The following is a 21326-nucleotide window of genomic DNA, read 5'->3' on the forward strand; positions in this document are numbered from 1 at the left end:
GTCAACGCAATGCTAAGACTAACGCAATGCTAACAGGTCAGCCCGCCGCGGCGCCGCCCCGGTCGCGAAAAGCCTCGACCATCAAGGGGTTGAGCCCGAGTTCCGTCAGCGCGTCGCGGGCCCGCGCATTGTCCTGCGCCCGCCCGGCCAGCCGGTGGCCGCTGAGGCGGTCCGGCAAGGCCGTCAGCAGCGCGCCCTGGCCGAGGCGGCGCGACCATTCCTGCAGGTCCTGTGCGAGGAAGCGGTAACCACCAACCGTCATGACGCCGGCCGGCGGCGCGGTGATGTTGATGGCGCCGTTCACCCGGTCGATCCGCGCGGCGTATTCGGTGTCGACGTAGTCGCGCTGCGGCGGGGCGATCAGGCCGTCGCCCGCCGGCGGCGGTGCATAGGCGGCAACCGGCACCATGGGCCCGCGCAAAGCGAGCGTGCCCTTCGGCGTCAACAGGATCTCGCCGGCGATCGAGGCGCCCGGGGCCTCGCGCGGCGCGCTGTGCGGTCCCGGCTTGATCGGGGCGGGCGTACCGTCGGCGCTGCGGCGCGCGCTGAACAGCCCGGCTTCGCCGAACAGATAGACGTCGGTCATGGTGGCGCGGTGCGACGCCCAGTGTACGCTCGAGGCGACCTGCTCCGGCATCCGCCACAGGCCGAGGACGTTGCGCAGGCTCGGCAGCCGCTCCGTCAGCCCGCGTTCGTCGAGCCGCAAGGCGAGCGGTGCGGGCGCGATCAGCGTGTCGCAGGCGTGGTCGTTGAACTGGGTCTGCAGCACCTCTTCGTCGAAGGGGTGATGCAGCACCAGCGTGCCGCCCGATAGCAGCCAGGTGACCAGCGAGGCGCACAGCCCGGCAAACGACATCGGCGCGAAGGCCGACATGATGGTGGCGCCTTGCGCGAGATCGCTCTCCAGCGACATCGCGAGCCCGCCGGCGATCAGGCTGTAATGCGCGCGCGGCACCGGGCGAAATCCGTCGCTGGTGACATCGAAGGAGATCAGCGCCGCTTTGCGGCCGTCCTGCAGTATGGCCCGCGCCGGCCGCAGGTCGTGCAGGATCGCCTCGTCGAGCGAGGCCATGCCTTCCGGCAGGTCGCTGCCGAAACCGCAGACGTGGCGGATCGAGAACGCTTCCGCGGCGGCGTTCATCGCGATGTCGGCATAGGAGACGCCGTCGATCTTGCCGCAGGTGACGATCGCCCGCGCCGCGGTGCGGTTGAGCACCGACGTCAGCTCGGCCTGCCGCCACAAGAGCGGCAGCGGCAGCACCACGAGCCCGGCGCGATGCGCCGCCAGCACCGTCAGCGCGAACTCGACGGTCGCCGGCAATTGCACCGCGATGACGGCGTTGGCCGGCAGGCCGCTCTCGATGAAGTGGGCCGCGATCGCCGTGATGGCGCGGTCGGCCTGGGCGTAGGTCAGGCGCTTGCGCGTCTGTCCGGTGATGCGCTGCTTGTTGAGCGGATCGACCAGCGCCAGCGCGTCGGGCTGCCGCGCCAGGGTGCGCTTGAACAGGGTGTCGAGCGTCGGTGAACTGATCTGCTGGTTCACAGGGTCAATTTCGGTTGCATCGCTTGGATCGGGTCGCATCGCTTCAGGACGCATTCACTTCGACTGCACAACGGGTTTCTGCCACCAGGTCTCCGGCAGGTAGCCCGTCAACGCCATGGTCGATGGCCGTTCTATCCGATTCCAGCGCGCGATCCATTGCTCCCGCATGTTAAAGAGGGGGATAGCGTAGAAGCCCGACATCAGCGCCCGGTCCAGCGCCCGTACCGCGGAGACGAAGGCCGGCTGCTCCCGCGCCGCCAGCAGCGCCGTGATCATGGCGTCAATGGCCGGATCCTTTGCGCCCATGTAGTTGCGGGTGCCCTGGACATCGGCGCCCTGGCTGCCCCAGTAGAACCACTGCTCGTTGCCCGGTGACAGCGACTGGTCCCAGCGGTTCGGGATCATGTCGAAGTCGTAGGCGAGCCGGCGCTGCTCGAACTGCACGGCGTCGACCACCCGCACCGCGGCGTCGATGCCGGCGCGCTTCAAGTCGCGCTGGTAGGCGAGGGCGATGCGCTCGTGCTCCCGCGTGGTCACCAGGATTTCGATGCGGAGTGGCGTGCCCGTCGACTTCTGCTTCAACATTGTGCCGTCGAGCGCATAGCCGGCCTCGGACAGCAGCGCGAGCGCGCGGCGCAGCGTGGCCCGATCGCGTCCCGAACCGTCGGTAACGGGCAGGCGGTAGCGGCCCTCGAGGATGTCGGGCGGGATGTGCGACAGATAGGGCTTGAGCAGCTCGCGCTCACGCTCGTCGGCGGGCCGGCCATAGGCCGACAATTCCGAGCCGGCGAAATAGCCACCGGCGCGCGCGTACAGCCCGAAATAGTAGTTGCGGTTGATCCATTCGAAATCGAACAGCATCGCCAGCGCCTGGCGCACCCTGACATCGGCGAATTTCGGCCGCCGGCTGTTGAACACCAGAAATTCCGACGGCTGCGGGGTGCCGATCTTGACCGTGTCGCGGATCACATCGCCGCTTTTGACCGCCGGGAAGTCGTAGCCGTCGTGCCAGCGCAGCGGCTCGGGCTCGGTCCTGACGTCATAAAGGCCGCGCTTGAAAGCCTCGAACTGGCTATTGGCGTCGCGGTAGTAGTCGAGCCGGATCTCGTCGAAATTCCAGAGCCCGCGGTTCACCGGCAAGTCGCGGCCCCAATAGTCGGGGTTGCGGGTGAAGGTCACGCTGGAGCCGGGCGCCACCGCGGTCACGCGGTAGGGACCGGAGCCGATCGGCGGCGCCAGCGTCGTCTGCTCGAAGGTTGCCGGATCGGTCGCATGGCGCGGCAGGATCGGCATCAGGCCGAGGATCAGCGGCAGTTCGCGGTCGGCGACGCCGCCGAAATCGAACCGTACCGTCAGCGGGTCGAGCGCCTCGGCCTTTGCGACTTTCGAATAATACTGGTGGTGCGCCGGCCGGCCGTGATCGCGCAGCAGGGCGAGCGAGAACAGTACATCGTCGGCCGTGACCGGCTGCCCGTCGGAGAAGCGGGCGCGCGGATCGATACGGAATGTGACGTAACTCCTGGCATCGTCGGTCTCGACGCTGCGCGCCAGCAGGCCGTAGAGCGTGAACGGCTCGTCGTTGTTCCGCACCATCAGGCTTTCGTAGATGTAGCCGCGCTCATAGGCGTAGCCGCGGACCTGTTGGACTGCGAGGCCCCTGACGATCAGCGGATTGAGGCTGTCAAACGTACCTTCCCGCGGGCTCTGCACCAGGCGGCCCCCCTTCGGCGCGTCGGGATTGGCATAGGGCAGGTGGGAAAAGTCCGGCGGCAGGGCCGGCGCGCCATGCATGGCGATCGCGTAGCTCTCGGTCGCGGCCGCCGGCACGCGAGGCATCGTCAGCAGCGCCGCAGCGAGAGACAGGCAGAGCAGCGCGGAACGCCCGAGGCGCCGGGGAACGCGCGCGCGAGGCAGCCGATTTGATTCGCGAGACGTCACGCCGGAGCTTTATCACAGGCCGTCCGGACTCGCCGTAACGTGCGTGCAAATCGGCTTGTCACCATTGATCTTTCCGCTCGCCGCTGTATTGAAGGCGTGCAACTGACCGGGCGGCAACGCCTGTCACGTATCCGCCTCAATTGACTAGGAGACAGCCGCCCAAACGGCTATGTGTCGGCGCCTGCAGCGGTTTCGGGCGCTGCCCGTTCAGAAAGGGTTTTCCGCAATGAATTTCCGTATCTTGGCCGCCCCGGTCCGGTCGCGGGGGCGAATTGTCGCCCTGATGGCGGCAACGGCCCTGACTGCAGCGTTCCTGGTTCCTGCCGCGCAGGCCCAGCAGCCCGCAGCGCCGGCGCCCGCGGCACCGAAGGCTGCGCCCAAGGCGGCACCCAAGGCAGCTCCGAAAGCGCCGGCCCCGGCAGCCCAGGCTCCTGCACCAGGTCAGCCGCCCGCCGCCGCGGCGGGCCAGCCGCCGGCCCAGGATCAGCAGATCCAGCTGATCTACGCGCCGTGGACCAAGTTCTGCCTGAAGGGCCAGGACGCCAACGCCAAGCAGGTCTGCTTCACCGGCAAGGACGGCCGCATCGAGTCCGGCCAGCCCGTGATCGCCGCCGTCATCATCGAGCCGGAAGGCGAGCCGAAGAAGATCCTGCGCGTGACGCTGCCGCTCGGCATGCAACTCGTGCACGGCACACGCATCATCGTCGACAACAACCCGCCGCAGCAGTCGCCCTACGTGATCTGCTTCCAGAACGGCTGCATGTCGGACTATGAAGCGACGCCCGAGCTGATCAACAGCATGAAGAAGGGCCAGAACCTGGTGGTTCAGGCGATCAACGCCAATGGCGCGCCGCTGACGCTGCCGCTGCCGCTGAACCAGGAATTCGCCAAGGCGTTCGACGGCCCGCCGACTGATCCCAAGGTGTTCGAGGAAAACTCGAAGAAGCTGCAGGAAGAGTTGCAGAAGCGCGCCGAAGAGCAACGCAAGAAGCTCGAAGGTGCCGGCCAGGGCGGCGCTGCGCCGGCGGCTCCGGCCAACCCGGCGGCCAAGTAAGCGTCCGCCAAGCACGAGATACCGTCGCAATCAAAAGGCGCCCGCGAGGGCGCCTTTTCGATTCGGCCATGCGATTGGGTCTGGCTGATAGCGGTTTGCCGGGCTGGTGATGCCAAGCCTCGCATGCGATGGTCTCAATAAGGACACGTCTCGTCGCGTCGCATCCAACGCGCGCTTCGTTGTGATCCTGCCCGGGCGACTCCCGGCATCGACGTACAATCAAGAATCGGCACGGGAGGCCAGACGAAAGCGCGGATACGCGCCTTCGCCGAGCAGACGCGCATGCGCGCTGCGAACCCCTGGCCGCATCCCATGCAGGAACGTGATGACGCGATGCGATCGGGGCCGCGCGGAGCGCGTCGCAGTCATGGAATGGATCAATGTCCCAGCGTCTCAACACCCGGCGGCGCGAACCGCTTTCCCCGCCGCCGAAGCCGCCGACGCGCGGCGCAGCGCCCGGCATCGATGTCCGCATCAGGCAGGACAACGCGGCGCCCGCGGTCCATCCCGGCATCGTTCATCTGGCGCTGGCGATGGGCGGCTTCGCGATCGGCATCGCCGAGTTCGCCACCATGAGCCTGCTGCCGTTCTTCGCGCATGATCTGCACATCAGCGAGCCCGCGGCCGGCCACGCGATCAGCGCCTACGCGCTCGGTGTCGTCGTGGGCGCGCCGGTCATCGCCGTGCTGTCGGCGCGGATGGCGCGACGGACCCTGCTGATCGCGCTGATGGGCTTCTTCGCGCTGATGAACGGGTTGTCGGGACTCGCGCCCGACTATCACAGCATGTTGGTGCTGCGTTTCCTCGCCGGGCTGCCGCACGGCGCCTATTTCGGCATTGCGATGCTGGTCGCGGCATCGCTGGTGCCGACCGACAAGCGCACCGCCGCCGTCGGCCGCGTGCTGCTCGGCCTGACCGTCGCGACCACGATCGGCGTGCCTCTGGCCAATTGGGTCGGGCAGGCGATCGGCTGGCGCTGGGCATTCGCGATCGTCGCCGGCCTCGCGCTGCTGACCGCGCTTCTGGTGCTGATGTTCGCGCCGCGCGACACCGTCACGACGGGCGCGAGCCCGCTCCGCGAGCTCTCGGCGCTTGGTCGCAAGCATGTCTGGCTGACACTGGCGATCGGCGCCGTTGGCTTTGGCGGACTGTTCTCGGTCTACACCTATCTCGCCTCGACCATGCTGGCGGTGACGCATACGTCGCCGGCTCTTGTGCCGGTCACACTCTGCGTGTTCGGCGCGGGACTGACCGCCGGCAACATCATCGTGCCGCGCTTCGCCGATCGCGCGCTGATGGCGACGGCCGGCGGGCTGTTGTTGTGGTCGGCGGCGACGCTGGCGCTGTATCCGTTGGCGGCGGCGAATTTCTGGACGCTGAGCGCCGACGTGTTCCTGATCGGGCTGGGCGGCGCGCTCGCCACCGTGCTGCAGACCCGCCTGATGGACGTCGCGGGCGAGGCGCAGAGCCTTGCGGCGGCACTCAACCATTCCGCATTCAACATCGCCAACGCGCTGGGCCCGTGGGTCGGCGGCATGGCGGTCGCTGCCGGCTATGGCTGGACCTCCACCGGCGTGGTCGGCGCGGGACTGGCACTGTCGGGATTTGCGGTCTGGGCGATCGCTGCGGCGTTGGCCGCGCGCGAGGGCGCATGAGCAGCCGGGCTTACGAGGCCGTCAGGCGGGGATCGTCAGTTCAGCGACGGGTTGCGCGGCCGGTAGCCGCCCGACTTGTCCTTGACGAAGATCTCGGCGACCTGCGAATGCCGGATCGGCTCGCCGGACTCGTCCGGCAGCAGGTTCTGCTCGGAGACATAGGCGACGTACTCGGTCTCCGCGTTCTCGGCGAGCAGGTGGTAGAACGGTTGATCCTTGTGCGGACGGACGTTCTCGGGGATCGACAGCCACCACTCCTCGGTGTTGTTGAACTCCGGATCGATATCAAAGATCACGCCACGGAACGAGAACACCCGGTGCCGGACGATCTGGCCGATCTGGAATTTGGCGGTGCGCGCTTTGATCATGCTTCGTCGATAGACCAACATCGTGGCCGATGCTAGGGGCATGGACGCGAATTAACCCTCAGTTTACCCATTCCAACCGGGGTAGACCGGCCCCGAAACCGGCCGAGAAACCACTTTCAGAATGCTCGATATCCTCAATCTGGCGCTGCCGTATTTTGGCCTGATCTTCGTCGGCTATGCGTGCGGAAAAGCCAAGGGCCTGCCGGAGAGCGGGCTCGCCTGGATGAACTTCTTCTTGCTCTACGTTTCGTTACCGGCGCTGCTGTTCGAGATCATGTCGAAGACGCCGTTCTCGGAGCTGAACAACCCGCCATTCCTGATCGCCACAACGCTCGGAACCGTGCTCGCGTTCTTCCTGGCGATGCTGGTCGGCAAGCTGATGGGCCGCCTGTCGCTGCGCGAGGCGACGCTCGCGGGGCTCTCGGGCGCCTACGGCAATATCGGCTATATGGGACCGGGGCTGGCGCTCGCCGTGCTCGGCACCAAGGCGTCGGCGCCGACCGCGCTGATCTTCTGCTGCGACAGCATCTTCCTGTTCTCGATCGTGCCGCTGCTGGTCGAACTCAGCGACCGCGACCATCCCTCGCTGCTGCATGCGCTCGGGGTGGTGGCGCGGCAGATCGTGCAGAATCCGTTGATCATGTCGGCGGTGCTCGGCGCGTTGGTGGCGGCGCTGCACATTCCGATGCCGGTCGCGCTCGACCGCACCATCCAGTTCCTGCAGAACGCCGCGGCGCCGACCGCGCTGTTCGTGCTCGGCGTCACGGTGGCGCTGCGGCCGTTCGAGCGGGTGCCGTGGGAGGTACCCGGCGTGGTCGCCATCAAGCTTTTGATCCACCCGCTGCTCGCGTTCGGCCTGATGCTGCTGTTCGGCCCGTTCGCGCAGCCCTGGGCGGCGACAGCCGTGCTGATGGCCTCGCTGCCGCCGGCGCTCAACGTGTTCGTGATCGCGCGGCAGAACGACACCTGGATCGAGCCGGCATCGGTCGCCGTGCTGATCGGGACGTTCGCCTCAGTGGTAACGCTGACCAGCGTGATGTGGCTGCTGCAATCCGGACGGCTGGTGTTTCCCTAAGGAATCAGCGCCGCCACGACGGCGCGAGGCCCTCGCGCATCGCGAGCCGCCGCAGCGGGCCGATCGAGCCGATCATGTGCAGGCCGGCGGCGCGCATGGTTTGCATACCGACGAAGTCGCTGAGCAGCGAACGGTTGGCGAGGTCGATCGCCCAGGTCCGGCTGGCGACGTCGGGGCGCCGCGCCGCGTGGTAGCGCGAGAGAACAGAGGGGGCGCCGGGGTCCTCGCCCCGTGCGATCGCCTTGCCGGCGATCTCGGCGATATCGGCCGAATCGCGCAGTCCCATGTTCAGGCCCTGGGCGCCGATCGGCGGCAGCACATGCGCGGACTCACCAACCAGCGCGATGCGGCTTTTCGCAAACTGCCGCGGTCGCTCGATCGCGAGCGGAAACACATGACGCCCGGGTCCAACCTCGACGCGGCCGAGGATCGAATGCGATTGCTTTTCCGCTGCGTCAGACAACTCGCCATCGCTGAGCGCCATCAGCCGCTCGGCCTGCTTCGGCGCGCAGACCCAGACCACGCTGCTGCGGTTGCCGCTGAGCGGCACGAACACGCAGGGGCCGTGCTCGGTGTGAAACTCGGTCGAGATATTCCGGTGCGCCCTCGAATGCGTGATGTTGAAGGTGAGGGCGGACTGGCCGAGCTCGCGACGGATGACCTCGATGCCGGCGGCATCGCGGCACAGCGAGTTACGGCCGTCGGCGCCGACCACCAGCCGCGCAGCCAGCGACTGGCCCTGCCGCGTCGTGACCGCGACCGCGGCCTCATCCGGCTGGATGGTTGCGGCCTCGTCGTCGAACCGGTTCAGCGCGGTGAGTTCGGCAGCGCGTTCTTCGAGCGCCGTCACCAGCGCGCGGTTGTCGATGTTGAAGCCGAACTGCTCGCGCCCGATCTCCTCGGCCGAGAAGCGCACCTCGGGCGCGCGGATCAGGCGGCCGGTGTCGTCGACGAGGCGCATGGTCTTCAGCGCCGCGGCACTGTCGGCGCAGCGCCGCCAGACGTCGAGCCGCTCCAGGAGATCGGTCGAGGCGCCGAGCAGCGCGGTGGTCCGGTTGTCGGCATAGGGCACGCGGCGCGCCACCAGCGCGGTCCGCGCGCCGGTCTCGGAGAGCGCGATAGCGGCCGTCAGCCCGGCCGGGCCGCCGCCGATAATGATAACGTCATAAACCTGCTGGGTGTCGGTCATACCGGACATTTGACATTGTTGGCCGTATTTTCAAGCCACCGGTAACCTTCAAAGGTTTCCGGCGGATTGCGCGGCGGAACGCCGCAAGAGTGCATATGCAAACCGGGGCGATTCCTGATAGCACTCTGCCAAATGGAAAATACCACCCCGGACGCGTTGCCCGAACGGATACGGATGCGGACCGCCGCATTTTCCGTGCATATTTTCACGGCGCTGGGGGCGGGGATCGCGCTGCTGGCGATGCTGGAGGCCGTGCGCGAGCACTGGGCCAACATGTTCGGCTGGCTCGGCGTCGCGCTCATCATCGACGGCATCGACGGTCCGCTGGCGCGCCGGCTCGACGTGGTGCGGCGGGCGCCGAACTGGTCCGGCGAGGTGCTCGACCTCGTGGTGGATTTCGTCACCTATGTGTTCGTGCCGGCCTATGCCATCACCGCCAGCGGCATGCTGCTGCCGCTGGCGGCGCCGCTCCTCGGCATCGGCATCGTGGTGTCCAGCGCGCTGTATTTCGCCGACCGCCGCATGAAGGCGGATGACAATCACTTCCGCGGCTTTCCGGCGCTGTGGAACGCGGCGGCGTTCTACCTCTTCTTGTTGCACCTATCGCCGGTGATCTCGACGCTGATCGTCGCGCTGCTGATTGCGCTGACCTTTGCCCCGTTCCATGTGCTGCATCCGCTCCGCGTGGTGCGGCTGCGCTGGCTGACGCTGTGGCTGCTCGCGGCCTGGGCGGTGCTCGGCATGTACACCCTGGCGAACGACTTCGAGGTCGGCGCGCCCATTACCTTCGGACTCTGCGCCATCGCCGCCTACATCATCGGCAGCGATACCGTGATCCGCCGGATGAAAGCACTCAAGTCATGATGGAATTGATCACGAGCCCGGAAGCCTGGGCGGCATTACTGACACTGACCGCGCTGGAGATCGTGCTTGGTATCGACAATGTGATCTTCCTGTCGGTGCTGGTGTCGCGGATTCCGCCCGCGCAGGCCAACCGCGCCCGGCAGATCGGCCTGCTGCTGGCGCTGGTGTTCCGCATCCTGCTGCTCAGCATCCTGGTCTGGCTGATCGGTCTGACACAGCCCGTGATCACCATCACGAGCGTGGCGCTGTCCTGGCGCGACATCATCTTGATCGGCGGCGGCCTGTTCCTGATCGCCAAGGCGACCCACGAGATTCATGGCGAGGTCGAGGCGCGCGAGGGCGGGGGCGACGGCAAGCCAAGCCCGAACGCGTTCTTTTGGGTGATCGTGCAGATCATCATCATCGACCTCGTGTTCTCGCTGGACTCGATCATCACCGCGATCGGCATGGCGCAGGACATCGAGATCATGATCGCGGCGGTCGTGATCGCCTGCATCATCATGTACATCTCGTCGGGACCGGTGGCGCGGTTCGTCGCCGAGCATCCGACCACCAAGATGCTGGCGCTCGCGTTCTTGGTGCTGATCGGCGTCGCGCTGGTGGCTGACGGATTCCAATTCCACATTCCGCGCGGCTACATCTATTTCGCCATCGCGTTCTCGGCCGCGGTCGAGATGTTCAACGTGATGGCGCGGCGCAACCGCAGGAAGGCGTAGAGATAGACCGGTTCCGGCCGCTCGGTTGACAAGCCGGCGCCGATGGCATTCGCTCGCGTCACGCGAGGACCCAAGGGGAGCACGACATGACCAAGGCTGTGCGGGTGCACAAGGTGGGCGGACCGGAGGTCCTGACCTATGAGGATGTCGAGGTGGGCGCACCCGGCGCGGGCGAGGTGCGGATCCGCCAGCACGCGGTCGGGCTCAACTTCATCGACGTCTATTTTCGGACCGGTCTCTACAAGGCGCCCGGCCTGCCGTTCATCGCCGGCAACGAGGCCGCGGGCGAGGTCCTGGCCGTCGGTTCGGGGGTGACCAACTTCCACCCCGGCGACCGCGTCGCCTATTATTACAATCTCGGCGGCTACGCGTCGGAACGCGTCATTCCGGCCGACAAGCTCGTCAAGCTGCCCGACCACATCACCTATGAGCAGGGCGCCGTGCTGATGCTCAAGGGGCTCACGGTCTGGTACCTGCTGCACAAGACCTTCAAGGTCGAGCACGGCCATCGCGTGCTGATCCACGCCGCGGCCGGCGGCATCGGACTGCTCGCCTGCCAGTGGGCGCGGGCGCTCGGCGCGCATGTCATCGGCACCGTCGGCTCGAAGGCCAAGGCCGATCTCGCGCTCGCCAATGGCTGCGACCACGTCATCCTCTACAACGAGGAAAACTTCGTCGAACGCGTCAAGCAGATCAGCCGCGGCGAGCTCTGCGACGTCGTCTATGACGGCGTCGGCAAGACCACGTTCCCGGGATCGCTGTCCTGCCTGAAGCCGCGCGGGCTGTTCGTCTCGTTCGGCAATGCCTCCGGCCCGGTGCCGCCGTTCCCGCTCGCCGAGCTCAACAACCACGGCTCGCTGTTCGCGACCCGGCCGAAGCTCAACGACTATGTCGGCACCCGCAAGGAGCTGCTCGAAGGCGCCGACACGCTGTTCGCCGCCGTGATCAACGGCAAGCTGCACGTGCCGATCAACCACGCCTATGCGCTGAAGGATGCGGCGAAGGCGCATATCGATCTGGAGAGCCGCGCGACCACGGGCGCGGCGATTTTGCGGCCGTAGGCAGTGTCGTTCCGGGGCATCGCGTTAGCGATGAACCCGGAACCTCGAGATTCCGGGTTCACGCTTCGCGTGCCCCGGAATGACCGAGCGGTTGCTACGCCACCCGCCTTGCTGCACCGACCTTCGTCAGCACCGTATCCAGGCAATCGGTCATCGCGAGAATCTCCTCGCGCGTGACGCTGAGCGCCGGCATGAAGCGCAGCGTGTCCGGCTGCGGCGCGTTGATCAGCACGCCGGCCGCGAACGCCTCGGCGACGACGGCGGCGGCGATCGGCATCTTGAGGTCGAGCGCGAGCAGCAGGCCGCGGCCCCTGATGGTGCCGAGCCCGTGCCGTGCCGACAGCCGCTGCAACTCGCTCTCGAGGAACAGGCCGGTATCGGCAACCGACTTCAGGAAGCCGGGCTGGCCGACCTGATCGAGCACGGCAAGTCCCGCCGCGCACATCAACGGATTGCCGTTGAAGGTGCCGCCCTGGTCGCCGTGATCGAAGCAGGAGGCATGCTCGGTCGCCAGCAGGGCCGCGAGCGGCACGCCGCCGCCGATGCCCTTGCCGAGCGTCATGATATCAGGCGCGATGCCGGCGTGCTCATAGCCGAACAGCTTTCCGGTCCGGCCGATGCCGGTCTGGATCTCGTCGACGATCAGCAGCAGGCCGCGCTGCTGGGTCAGCGCGCGCAACTCCTGCAGGAACGCATCGCTCGCCGGCCACACGCCGGCTTCGCCCTGGATCGGCTCCAGCATCACCGCGATGGTCGCAGGCGTGATCAGCCGCCGCACCGACTCGATGTCGTCCAGCCGGGCCTTGCGGAAGCCCGGGACCTTCGGCTCGAACAGCGGCTCGAACGCCTTCTTGCCCGAAGCCGACATGGTCGCGAGCGTGCGGCCGTGGAAGCCGCCCTCGAAGGTGATGATCTCATGCGCGCCGTTCTTGTACTTGGCGCCGAATTTGCGCGCGAGCTTGATGGCGCCCTCATTGGCCTCCGCGCCGGAATTGGCGAAGAACACCTGGTCGAAGCAGCTCTGTGCGACCAGCGTCTTGGCAAGCTGCAGGCTCGGTCCGTTGTAGAACGCCGGACTCGGCGTCAGCAGCCGCTTCGCTTGTGCGGCGAGCGCCTCGGCAACCGCGACCGGCGCATGGCCAAGCGGATTGACGGCCCAACCCTGCACGAAGTCGAGATAGCGGTTGCGGTTATCGTCCCAGAGGTATGAGCCGGCGCCGCGCACGAACACCACCTGCGGGCGGGCGGTGATGTCCATCAGCGCGTCGAACGGATGGGTAGCGTTGGTCATGTCGATCTCCTCTGGGGTCAGTGTTGGGGATAGGGCAGGCCGAAAAGCGAGAAGGCCGCGCTTGGGGCGCGGCCTTCTCGAAAAACCTGGGCTGATGTTCTAGCTAATCAGCGCTGGCGTCGGACATGGCGCGGCCCATCATCGTCGCGGGTGCGACGGCGGTTGATGGTGCGGCGGGTGGTCCGGTTCAGCTTCATGGCGCACGCCCATACAGCGGGAAAGCCGGCGCTGTCAAGGAACAAGTACACGGGGCAGGTTGTGTCGCGATGTGCCCGATCGCCTATCGATTGCCGGGTTGTTCGCAAGGGAAGGTGTCCTGCAGGCCCCACAGCAGCAGCGAAGCGACCGGCATGTCGCCTTTCGCCGCGCGCTTGTCGGCCGACTTGAGCATGATCTCTTCGGTCTGTTCGGTGGTCAGCGCGAGCGTGTCGGGCGGGCAGAACGCCGGCTGGCCATGGCGTTTCAGGAAGGCGTTGTAAGCCATCAGCCCGCCTTTGGCGCCGTCCAGATACATGTGGTTGAAGATACGAAAGTTCTCGTTCTTTGGATTGCGGTAGGACTCGAGGCGCACGTCGGCGGCTGCAGCGGGAGCGGCCACAAGCACAACGAAGCATGCGGGCAATATCCACTTGTTCATCGCTGCGGTCCTCGCGGTGGCGGCAGCCAATCTCAATCGACGTCGCGCAATCGGGCGCGGCAGCGCCGCCGCTCGGGACGTTGCGATTGTTTGTCGCGGGCCGTGTCGCAAAGGTTCGCGGGTCAGAATCCCGCCACGCTGCCGTGCAGATCGTATTCGTCGGAGCGTTCGATCTTCGCAGTGACGATCTCGCCGACCTTGAGCGGGCGGCGGCTGGACAGGTAGACGGCGCCGTCGATCTCCGGCGCATCGGCCTTTGACCGACCCTTCGCCACCGTTGGCCCGACCTCGTCGATGATCACCTGCTGGCGTGTGCCGACCTTGCGCTTCAGGCGGCGCGCCGAAATCTTCTGCTGCCGCGCCATCAGCGCGTTCCAGCGCTCCTGCTTGACCTCGTCGGGCACCGCATTGCCGATCGCATTCGACGCGGCACCGGCGACCGGCTCATACTTGAAGCAGCCGAGGCGGTCGATCTGGGCCTCATCGAGCCAGTCGAGCAGATAGGCGAAGTCGGCATCGGTCTCGCCGGGGAAGCCCACGATGAAGGTCGAGCGCAGGGTCAGCTCAGGGCACTGCTCGCGCCACTTCTGGATCCGCCCCAGCGTCTTCTCCTGGGCGGCCGGGCGCTTCATCGCGCGCAGCACGTCGGGGCTCGCATGCTGGAACGGGATGTCGAGATAGGGCAGCACCTTGCCCTCGGTCATCAGGCCGATGACCTCGTCGACATGCGGGTAGGGGTAGACGTATTGCAGCCGCACCCAGGCGCCGAGTTCGCCGAGCTCCTTGGCAAGGTCAAAGAACTTTGCGCGGACGCTGCGATCCTGCCACGGGCTCTCGGCATATTTCTGGTCGACGCCATAGGCCGAGGTGTCCTGCGAGATGACGAGCAATTCCTTGACGCCGGCCTTCACCAGCCGCTCGGCTTCGCGCAGCACGTCATTGGCCGGCCGCGATACCAGGTCGCCGCGCAGCTTCGGGATGATGCAGAAGCTGCAGCGGTTGTTGCAGCCTTCGGAGATCTTCAAGTAAGCGTAGTGCCGCGGCGTCAGCTTGACGCCCTGCGGCGGCACCAGATCGAGATGCGGATTGTGCGCCGGCGGCAGCGCGCGGTGCACGGCTTCCAGCACGCTCTCATATTGCTGCGGGCCCGTGATGGAGAGGACGCCGGGGTAGGCGGCCTCGATCTGCTCGGGCTCGGCGCCCATGCAGCCGGTGACGATGACCTTGCCGTTCTCGGCCATGGCCTCGCCGATCGCCGAGAGCGATTCCTGCTTGGCGCTGTCGAGGAAGCCGCAGGTGTTGACGATGACGATGTCGGCGCCGTCATGCTTGCGCGCAAGCTCATAGCCCTCCGCGCGCAGCCGGGTGATGATACGCTCGGAATCGACCAGCGCCTTGGGACACCCCAAGGACACGAAGCTCACTTTCGGCGCGGCGGCCTCTTGCATATCTCTGAATCTGCCTGATTGATGGGCAGGAGCTAGTCCCAATTGCCGACAATTACAACCCTTTCCGCACTGCTTCGGCATGATATGGATGAGTCTTGCCGGGTTCCTAAGAGTGGTCGATGAGCGCTGAATCGTCTCCCAAGATCGTCATAGTCGACGAGAGCCCGATCCGCGCGGCGATCCTCGAGGAGGGCCTGCGGGAGGCGGGGTTTACCGAGGTCGTCCATATCAGCGAGATGCAGAGCCTGCTCTCGCGGATCTATGCGGTCGACCCCGACATCATCGTCATCGATCTCGAGAACCCCAGCCGCGACGTGCTGGAACAGATGTTCCAGGTCAGCCGCGCGGTGCGCCGGCCGATCGCGATGTTCGTCGACCAGAGCGATGCCGCCTCGATCCAGGCCTCGGTTGACGCGGGTGTCTCGGCCTACATCGTCGACGGCCTGAAGAAGGAGCGCATCAAGCCGATCCTCGATCTCTGCGTCTCCCGCTTCAACGCATTCTCCAAGCTGCAGGACGAGCTCGACCGCACCAAGCATGCGCTGGAGGAGCGCAAGGTGATCGACCGCGCCAAGGGCATCCTGATGAAGCTGAAGGGGCTGACCGAGGAGGAGGCCTACGTGCTGATGCGCTCGACCGCGATGCGCGAGAAGAAGAAGATCGGGGAGATCGCGCAATCGATCCTGACGGCATCGGAGCTGTTGAAATGACCACACCCTTGCGCATCGGGTTCATTCCGCTGGTCGATGCCGCCGCGTTGATCGTCGCCGCCGACAAGGGGTTCGCCGCGGCCGAAGGTCTCGACGTTACGCTGGTACGGGAAGTGTCGTGGTCGAATGTCCGCGACAAGCTCAATATCGGCTTGTTCGACGCGGCGCACCTGCTGGCGCCGGTGGCGATCGCATCGAGCCTCGGGCTCGGCCACGTCAAGGTGCCGATCGCAGCGCCCTTCAATCTCGGGCTCAACGGCAATGCCATCACCGTATCGCCGGCGCTGTACGCCGCGCTGATTGAGGCGATCGACGGCGACCGCTTCGATCCGATGGCGACCTCGCGCGCGCTCGCTCGCGTGGTGGCCAAGCGGAAGAAGAGCGGGGCGGAGCCGCTGACCTTCGGCATGACCTTCCCGTTCTCGACACACAATTATCAGCTGCGGTTCTGGATGGCCGCAGGCGGCGTCGATCCCGATGAGGACGTCCAGCTCGTGGTGCTGCCGCCCCCCTATATGGTGGATAGCCTTGCCAGCGGTCATGTCGACGGGTTCTGCGTCGGCGCGCCCTGGAATTCGATCGCGGTGGATATCGGCGTCGGACACATCCTGCATTTCGTCGCCGACATCCTGCCGACCGCGGTCGAGAAGGTGCTGGCGGTGCGGCAGAACTGGTCGGAGAGGCGTCCCGACGTGGTGGTGTCGCTGGTGCGGGCGCATCTGCGCGCCGCCGAATTCATCGAGCAGCCGGAGAACCGCTCCGAGGTGGCGCAGCTGCTTGCGCAGCCCGAGCGGATCGGCGTCGACGCCGAGGTGATCCAGCGCACGCTCGACGGCCGGCTGAAGATCTCGCCCGACGGCACGTTGCGGGAAAGCAGCCGCTATCTACTGGTCGGGCGCGAGGCGGCGGCGCGGCCCGATCCCGCGCAGGCGGCCTGGCTCTACGCCCAGATGGTGCGCTGGGGCCAGACGCCGTTCCGCCCGGATGCGCTGAAGACCGCGATGGCCGTGTTCAGGCCCGATCTGTACGATGCCGCCACCGGCACCGGGCGTGCGGCAGACACCGTCACCGCCGTCAGCGCCTTCGCGGGGCCGCCATTCGATCCGAACGACGTCGCCGGCCATCTGGCGGCGTTCAAGATCGGGCGCTGGAAGCCGTGACGCCGGCGCGGCCGGTTCCCGACGCGTCAAATCCGACCGAATAGAATTCTCGGTCGCAGGGAGCACGAGGAATATTCCTCTCGGAACCGAGTTCCCGGAGGCGGTCACGTCGCTATTTTCGCCGCCCGCTTGAATCCGTGCGCGAACGCTATTCCATATGATCTCAAATGGGGCGTTGGAGATCGACCATGCGCGAACTATCGGCGGAAGCCCGCCTGCACCTTTACGCGCGAAACATTTCACGGAAGTCCGGCACTGGCGTTCACACCGCGGCGCTCTACAGCGCCTTCGCAGTGATCGCGGCCATCGTGTTCGGGACGCTTTCCGTCCATCCGTTCTGAGGCGTCAAGAAACAAGGAAGCCGCCGTCTGATGTCCTCAGGCGGCGGCTTTTGTTTTGGGGATCTGTAGAAGCGCATAGCTTCGTAGGGTGGGCAAAGGAGCGCAAGCGACGTGCCCACCATTCTTGCTGTGCTCGGGAAGGTGGGCACGCTGAGCTTTGCCCACCCTACGCACTGATGCTGCGATCAGTAGCCGTAGCCGCCGCGATACCCGTAGCCGCCGCGATAGCCGTAACCGTATCCATAGCCGTAGCCATATCCGCCGCCGCCGCAGGTGCTGCAGGTCTGCTGCACCGGCGCGTAGTAGGAATAGCCCGGCGAGACCATCTCGGTGCGTTCCTGGGTGGCGTATTGCGGCGCGATGCGCTCATAGGCGACGCCTTCGGGCGCGACCATCACGGTCTTCGGCACCATCACGGTGCGATACTGTGCCGGCGTGCGATGCGCGACGACGCGGCCCGGCGCCACCATCACGGTCTCCTGCACGGTGCGATATTGAGGCGGCACGCTCTGCACCTGATAGCAGGTCGTGCACGGCTGGGGCGGCGGCGTGTAGCAGCTGTTGCAGCCGGCGGAGGCTGCGCTGGTGAAGGCCGCCGTGGCAACCGCGGCGATGGCAATCGAGATGGTGGTGCGGAACATGCTTTCGTACCCAATGTCCTGAGAGGAACGTGAAGGCTCGTAAGCTGCACCTATCAATCAATCGGCAAGTTTGGGTTTAAGAAGACTCTTAACGGAATCTAAAGGGGTCGGCATCGCTGCCAGCCCCGTTCGCGTTGCTCGCATGCGAACTCAATGCGCGGTCTTGAACGGTGCGACCGTGATGCCGGCGGTCTTCAGCGCCTCGCGCACGCCGCGTGCGATCTCCACGGCGCCCGGCGTGTCGCCGTGGATGCAGACGGTGTCGGTCTGCATCTTGATTACCTTGCCGGTGACGGAGACCACTGCGCTGTCCTGCACCATCCGCACCACGCGCTCGGCGATCGCCTTGGGATCGTGCAGCACCGCGCCGGGCTTCTTGCGCGACACCAGGTTGCCGTTGTCCTCATAGGCGCGGTCGGCGAACACTTCGTGGGCCATCGGCAGATTGGCGGCTTCGCCGGCGCGCACCAGCTTCGAATTCGCGAGCACGACGAAGACGAGGCTCGAGTCGACCGCCTTGATCGCATTGGCGATCGCCCGGGCCGTCATGTCGTCCTCGCAGGCGACGTTGGAGATCGCGCCATGCGCCTTGACGTGCGTCACCTTGTGGCCGGCCGCGGTCGCGATCGCCTGCAGGGCGCCGATCTGGTAGGCGATCAGATTCTCGATTTCCGACGAGGTCAGCCCCGGCATCGGGCGGCGGCCGAAACCGTGTAGGTCGCGATATCCGGGGTGGGCGCCGACGCTGACACCGCGCGCCTTCGCGAGCTCGACCGTCTTGCGCATGATGTCGGCATCGCCGGCGTGGTAGCCGCAGGCGACGTTGACCGAGGTCGCAAGCTCAATCATCGCGGCGTCATTGCCCATTTCCCACGGGCCGAAGCTTTCGCCGAGATCGCAATTGAGGTCGATGGTTGAGGTCATGACGATCGATCCATTCTTGTTGATTTGATCTAGGGTACCGCAACTTGCCACGTCGCGGCATCGACGGCGCTGACCGCCTGACCTGCGACGTTGGCATCTCTCAATGCCTCGATGTTGAGGCTGAAATCCTCAATGGCACGAAGGCGGTCGGGCAGGGAGCGCAGGAATTGGTGGAACTTGATCGCCTCGGCCCGCGCCTCCGCCATGGTCACCGCCTTGAAGCGGAACGGACGACCCGCGGAGATCTGCGCGAAGCGGCCGAAATCGACCGAGATCACGGTCGCGATCTTCGGATAGCCGCCGCTGGTGCCACGGTCCGGCATCAGCACGATCGGCTGGCCGTTGCCGGGCACCTGGATGCTGCCGTTCACGGTGCCGTCGGAGACGATGTTGTGGCCATCGAGATGCTTGATCACCGGGCCTTCGAGCCTATAGCCCATGCGGTCGCTGGTGGCTGAAATCTTCCACTCGCTGCCGACGAACAACTGCTTGTTCTCGTCGCTGAACTCATCGTCCTGCGGACCGAACAGCACGCGGATCGGCGCGTCGGTTGCATCAGGCAGTTCGATGCGGCGCTCGGCTGCGCCGCTGGCAGGGTGCGTCGTCAATTCGTCGCCGCTCTGCAGCGGCCGCGTATAGGGGCTGCCGAGCCCGGCGCGGGCATTGACCGAAAGGCTGCCGAACATCGGCTCGCCTTCGATGCCATGCTCGATCGCGAGATAGCTGAACGAGCCACCGCGGGCAAAGCCGAGGTTGAGGGTCTCGCCCTCGGCCAGCGTCGCCGAACTGTCCGATGCAACCGGGCGGCCGCCGATATCGGCGTTACGCGCCGCGCCGGCGAGCCCGATGCGTACGGCACCGCCGCGCGCGGTGAAGGCCGCACCGAACGGGCCGATCTCGATGGCGGCCGCGAACAGCTCGTTGCCGACCAGCGTGTTGGCGGCGGCCAGCGCAAGCCGGTCCATCGCGCCGCTCGGCACCAGGCCGTAGCGTTGCGAGCCGGGGCGGCCGGCGTCCTGCACCGAGCTTGCCGGCCCGATCGACGTGACGACGAGCTTGCTCATGGCGTCACCAGTTCAGCGATGAACTCACCGGCCTCGGCGGCGCGGTCCTGTTCCGCGAAGGTCTTGGCGTCCACCGCAGTGAAGGTGATAGCGTCGCCGGGCTCCAGCAGGAAGATCGGATCGCGATGCAGCTGGTAGGTCCGCACGGCCGTGCGGCCGAGCAGATGCCAGCCGCTGGGACCGGCGAGGCACTGCACGCCGGTCTGGATGCCGCCGATCGAGATCGTGCCGGCCGGGGTCAATAGCCGCGGATCCTTGCGGCGGGGCATGTGCAGGAATTTCTCCAGCCCGCTCAGATACGACCAGCCGGGTGTGAAGCCGATCATGGCGACGCGATAGTCGCCGGCGACATGCCGCGTGACGATCTCGTCGGGCGTGGTGCCGAGCGCCTTGGCGACATCCTCGAGATCGATGCCGTTCTCGCCGCCATAGGCGACCGGAATGCGCCAGCGCCGCGTCCCGGCCGCGGTCGGCAGTGCCTTGGCGGCGCGCGCCAGCAGTTGCTCGCCGAGCGCCTCGAAGCCGATCTCGACCGGATTGTAGTGCACCAGCAGCGAGCGGTAGGTCGGCACGGTCTCGGTGATCCCGCCGATCGGCTCGGCAGCAATCAAACGATCGAGCGCCAGCACGCGGCGATTGGCGGCATCGTCGATGGTACGGCTGAACTCCACCGTGATGGCGGCATCGCCACTCGGCAGAAGGCGGGGAGGGCTCAAGGTTTCGGGCATTGGCTCAAGCTGTCTGGTCAGTCATCAAGCTAGCGTGTTTCGCGACCGAACGGAATTCGTCACGTGCAAAATGATGCAGCAACTTCAATAAATTAATCGGCACGCGGACGATAAGATCTGATGATCGGAGAATTCTTTCGCAGCCCTTGACGCAAAGGCCCGGCCCCGCAAGATGCGGCCGTCTTTCTTTCCCCACCGGAGCTTGCTTTTCCAGATGTCCCTGTCCGCCGAAGCGATCGCGACGCTGTCGCACGTGTCCACCGCCACCATCACCACGGTCCTGCTCAAGAAGGGGCTGCGTAACATCTGGATGCGCGGCACCAAGCCGCTGAAGCCGGGCCAGCAGCGGCTGGTCGGCCCCGCCTTCACGCTGCGCTTCGTGCCGGCCCGCGAGGATCTCGCGACGCCGGAATCCTGGTCGTCGCCGATCTCGACCCGCACCGCGATCGAGGCCATGCCGCAAGGCTGCATCGCGGTGGTCGACGCCATGGGCATCACCGACGCCGGCATCTTCGGCGACATCCTCTGCGCGCGCATGGTCAAGCGCGGCGTGACCGCGCTGATCACCGACGGCGTGGTGCGCGATGTCGAGGGCGTGCTCGGCACCGGTCTTCCGGTGTGGTGCGACGGCTATGCCGCGCCGCCATCGGTCGCCAGCCTGACCTTCGTCGGCTGGGGTGAGCCGATCGGCTGCGGCGGCGTCGCGGTGTTCCCGAACGACGTCGTGGTCGCCGACCAGGACGGCGCGGTGCTGATCCCGCAGGCGTTCCTCGATCACGTGCTGGCCGAGGGGCCGGAGCAGGAACGGATGGAAGCCTGGATCGTCAACGAGGTGAACAACGGCGCCCCGTTGCCGGGCCTCTATCCGATGAACGCCGAGACCAAGGCGCGCTACGCCGCCAGCAAGAAATAACTTCAA

General features: G+C 66.4%; 21 protein-coding genes. 10 read left to right on the top strand and 11 right to left on the bottom strand.

Annotation, left to right across the window (positions count from 1 at the left end; genetic code table 11):
* Nucleotides 1–37 precede the first annotated feature (37 nt).
* Entirely contained in the window at nt 38–1543 is a 1506-nt protein-coding gene (locus JQ633_RS20150) for an AMP-binding protein (protein ID WP_211986807.1), read from the bottom strand.
* Nucleotides 1544–1597: 54 nt separating this feature from the next.
* A complete protein-coding gene (locus JQ633_RS20155; protein ID WP_211986809.1) occupies nt 1598–3379 on the bottom strand; it encodes an extracellular solute-binding protein in 1782 nt (593 codons plus the stop codon).
* 328 nt (nt 3380–3707) lie between these two features.
* Between JQ633_RS20155 and JQ633_RS20160 the strand changes: the two genes are divergently transcribed.
* The gene (locus JQ633_RS20160; RefSeq protein ID WP_211986811.1) at nt 3708–4535 is read left to right on the top strand and encodes an invasion associated locus B family protein; all 828 of its coding nucleotides are present in this window, start codon (nt 3708–3710) and stop codon (nt 4533–4535) included.
* A gap of 380 nt (nt 4536–4915) precedes the next feature.
* A complete protein-coding gene (locus JQ633_RS20165; protein ID WP_211986813.1) occupies nt 4916–6190 on the top strand; it encodes an MFS transporter in 1275 nt (424 codons plus the stop codon).
* Nucleotides 6191–6225: 35 nt separating this feature from the next.
* Here JQ633_RS20165 and hspQ read toward each other — a convergent pair whose 3' ends face one another.
* On the bottom strand, nt 6226–6558 hold the full coding sequence (gene hspQ / locus JQ633_RS20170) for a heat shock protein HspQ (protein ID WP_211986814.1): 333 nt from the start codon (nt 6556–6558) through the stop codon (nt 6226–6228).
* Between the two features lie 121 nt (nt 6559–6679).
* On the opposite strand from hspQ, the gene JQ633_RS20175 reads away from it, so the two are divergent.
* A complete protein-coding gene (locus tag JQ633_RS20175; protein WP_211986816.1) occupies nt 6680–7633 on the top strand; it encodes an AEC family transporter in 954 nt (317 codons plus the stop codon).
* Nucleotides 7634–7637: 4 nt separating this feature from the next.
* Here JQ633_RS20175 and JQ633_RS20180 read toward each other — a convergent pair whose 3' ends face one another.
* Entirely contained in the window at nt 7638–8822 is a 1185-nt protein-coding gene (locus tag JQ633_RS20180) for a UbiH/UbiF family hydroxylase (protein ID WP_211986872.1), read from the bottom strand.
* A 132-nt stretch (nt 8823–8954) separates the two neighbouring features.
* On the opposite strand from JQ633_RS20180, the gene pcsA reads away from it, so the two are divergent.
* The 3 genes from pcsA to JQ633_RS20195 all read left to right on the top strand — a co-directional run bounded on the left by pcsA (nt 8955) and on the right by JQ633_RS20195 (nt 11463).
* A complete protein-coding gene (pcsA, locus tag JQ633_RS20185; RefSeq protein WP_211986818.1) occupies nt 8955–9686 on the top strand; it encodes a phosphatidylcholine synthase in 732 nt (243 codons plus the stop codon).
* The gene (locus JQ633_RS20190) at nt 9683–10402 is read left to right on the top strand and encodes a TerC family protein (protein ID WP_211986820.1); all 720 of its coding nucleotides are present in this window, start codon (nt 9683–9685) and stop codon (nt 10400–10402) included. The genes pcsA and JQ633_RS20190 overlap by 4 nt, the downstream gene beginning before the upstream one ends.
* A gap of 86 nt (nt 10403–10488) precedes the next feature.
* On the top strand, nt 10489–11463 hold the full coding sequence (locus JQ633_RS20195) for a quinone oxidoreductase family protein (RefSeq protein WP_211986821.1): 975 nt from the start codon (nt 10489–10491) through the stop codon (nt 11461–11463).
* Between the two features lie 94 nt (nt 11464–11557).
* Here JQ633_RS20195 and JQ633_RS20200 read toward each other — a convergent pair whose 3' ends face one another.
* From JQ633_RS20200 to rimO, 3 genes are all read right to left on the bottom strand, one after another.
* On the bottom strand, nt 11558–12754 hold the full coding sequence (locus JQ633_RS20200; protein WP_211986823.1) for an acetylornithine transaminase: 1197 nt from the start codon (nt 12752–12754) through the stop codon (nt 11558–11560).
* A gap of 280 nt (nt 12755–13034) precedes the next feature.
* A complete protein-coding gene (locus JQ633_RS20205; protein WP_249159486.1) occupies nt 13035–13421 on the bottom strand; it encodes a Rap1a/Tai family immunity protein in 387 nt (128 codons plus the stop codon).
* Nucleotides 13422–13513: 92 nt separating this feature from the next.
* Nucleotides 13514–14839, bottom strand: coding sequence for a 30S ribosomal protein S12 methylthiotransferase RimO (gene rimO / locus JQ633_RS20210; RefSeq protein WP_211986824.1), 1326 nt, complete (start codon nt 14837–14839; stop codon nt 13514–13516).
* A 119-nt stretch (nt 14840–14958) separates the two neighbouring features.
* Between rimO and JQ633_RS20215 the strand changes: the two genes are divergently transcribed.
* The 3 genes from JQ633_RS20215 to JQ633_RS20225 all read left to right on the top strand — a co-directional run bounded on the left by JQ633_RS20215 (nt 14959) and on the right by JQ633_RS20225 (nt 17050).
* Entirely contained in the window at nt 14959–15549 is a 591-nt protein-coding gene (locus JQ633_RS20215) for an ANTAR domain-containing response regulator (RefSeq protein ID WP_211986826.1), read from the top strand.
* Nucleotides 15546–16709 (top strand): CmpA/NrtA family ABC transporter substrate-binding protein, encoded by a 1164-nt coding sequence (locus tag JQ633_RS20220; protein WP_211986828.1) that lies wholly within the window; start codon nt 15546–15548, stop codon nt 16707–16709. The genes JQ633_RS20215 and JQ633_RS20220 overlap by 4 nt, the downstream gene beginning before the upstream one ends.
* A 188-nt stretch (nt 16710–16897) precedes the next feature.
* Nucleotides 16898–17050, top strand: coding sequence for a hypothetical protein (locus tag JQ633_RS20225; protein ID WP_211986830.1), 153 nt, complete (start codon nt 16898–16900; stop codon nt 17048–17050).
* Between the two features lie 185 nt (nt 17051–17235).
* Here the strand turns inward: JQ633_RS20225 and JQ633_RS20230 are convergent, their stop codons facing one another.
* From JQ633_RS20230 to pxpB, 4 genes are all read right to left on the bottom strand, one after another.
* The gene (locus tag JQ633_RS20230) at nt 17236–17691 is read right to left on the bottom strand and encodes a hypothetical protein (protein ID WP_211986832.1); all 456 of its coding nucleotides are present in this window, start codon (nt 17689–17691) and stop codon (nt 17236–17238) included.
* Nucleotides 17692–17841: 150 nt separating this feature from the next.
* The gene (locus JQ633_RS20235) at nt 17842–18615 is read right to left on the bottom strand and encodes a LamB/YcsF family protein (RefSeq protein WP_211986834.1); all 774 of its coding nucleotides are present in this window, start codon (nt 18613–18615) and stop codon (nt 17842–17844) included.
* A gap of 29 nt (nt 18616–18644) precedes the next feature.
* Nucleotides 18645–19679, bottom strand: a complete 1035-nt coding sequence (locus JQ633_RS20240) for a biotin-dependent carboxyltransferase family protein (RefSeq protein ID WP_211986835.1) — start codon at nt 19677–19679, stop codon at nt 18645–18647.
* The gene (pxpB, locus tag JQ633_RS20245; RefSeq protein WP_211986836.1) at nt 19676–20407 is read right to left on the bottom strand and encodes a 5-oxoprolinase subunit PxpB; all 732 of its coding nucleotides are present in this window, start codon (nt 20405–20407) and stop codon (nt 19676–19678) included. The genes JQ633_RS20240 and pxpB overlap by 4 nt, the downstream gene beginning before the upstream one ends.
* A gap of 214 nt (nt 20408–20621) precedes the next feature.
* Between pxpB and JQ633_RS20250 the strand changes: the two genes are divergently transcribed.
* Nucleotides 20622–21320 carry a ribonuclease activity regulator RraA gene (locus tag JQ633_RS20250; protein WP_211986837.1) on the top strand — a complete coding sequence of 233 codons (699 nt, stop codon included), beginning with the start codon at nt 20622–20624 and terminating at the stop codon, nt 21318–21320.
* The last annotated feature ends 6 nt before the right edge of the window (nt 21321–21326 follow it).

This window comes from Bradyrhizobium tropiciagri, from assembly GCF_018130505.1.
In the GTDB taxonomy this organism is placed as follows: Bacteria; Pseudomonadota; Alphaproteobacteria; order Rhizobiales; family Xanthobacteraceae; genus Bradyrhizobium; species Bradyrhizobium tropiciagri_B.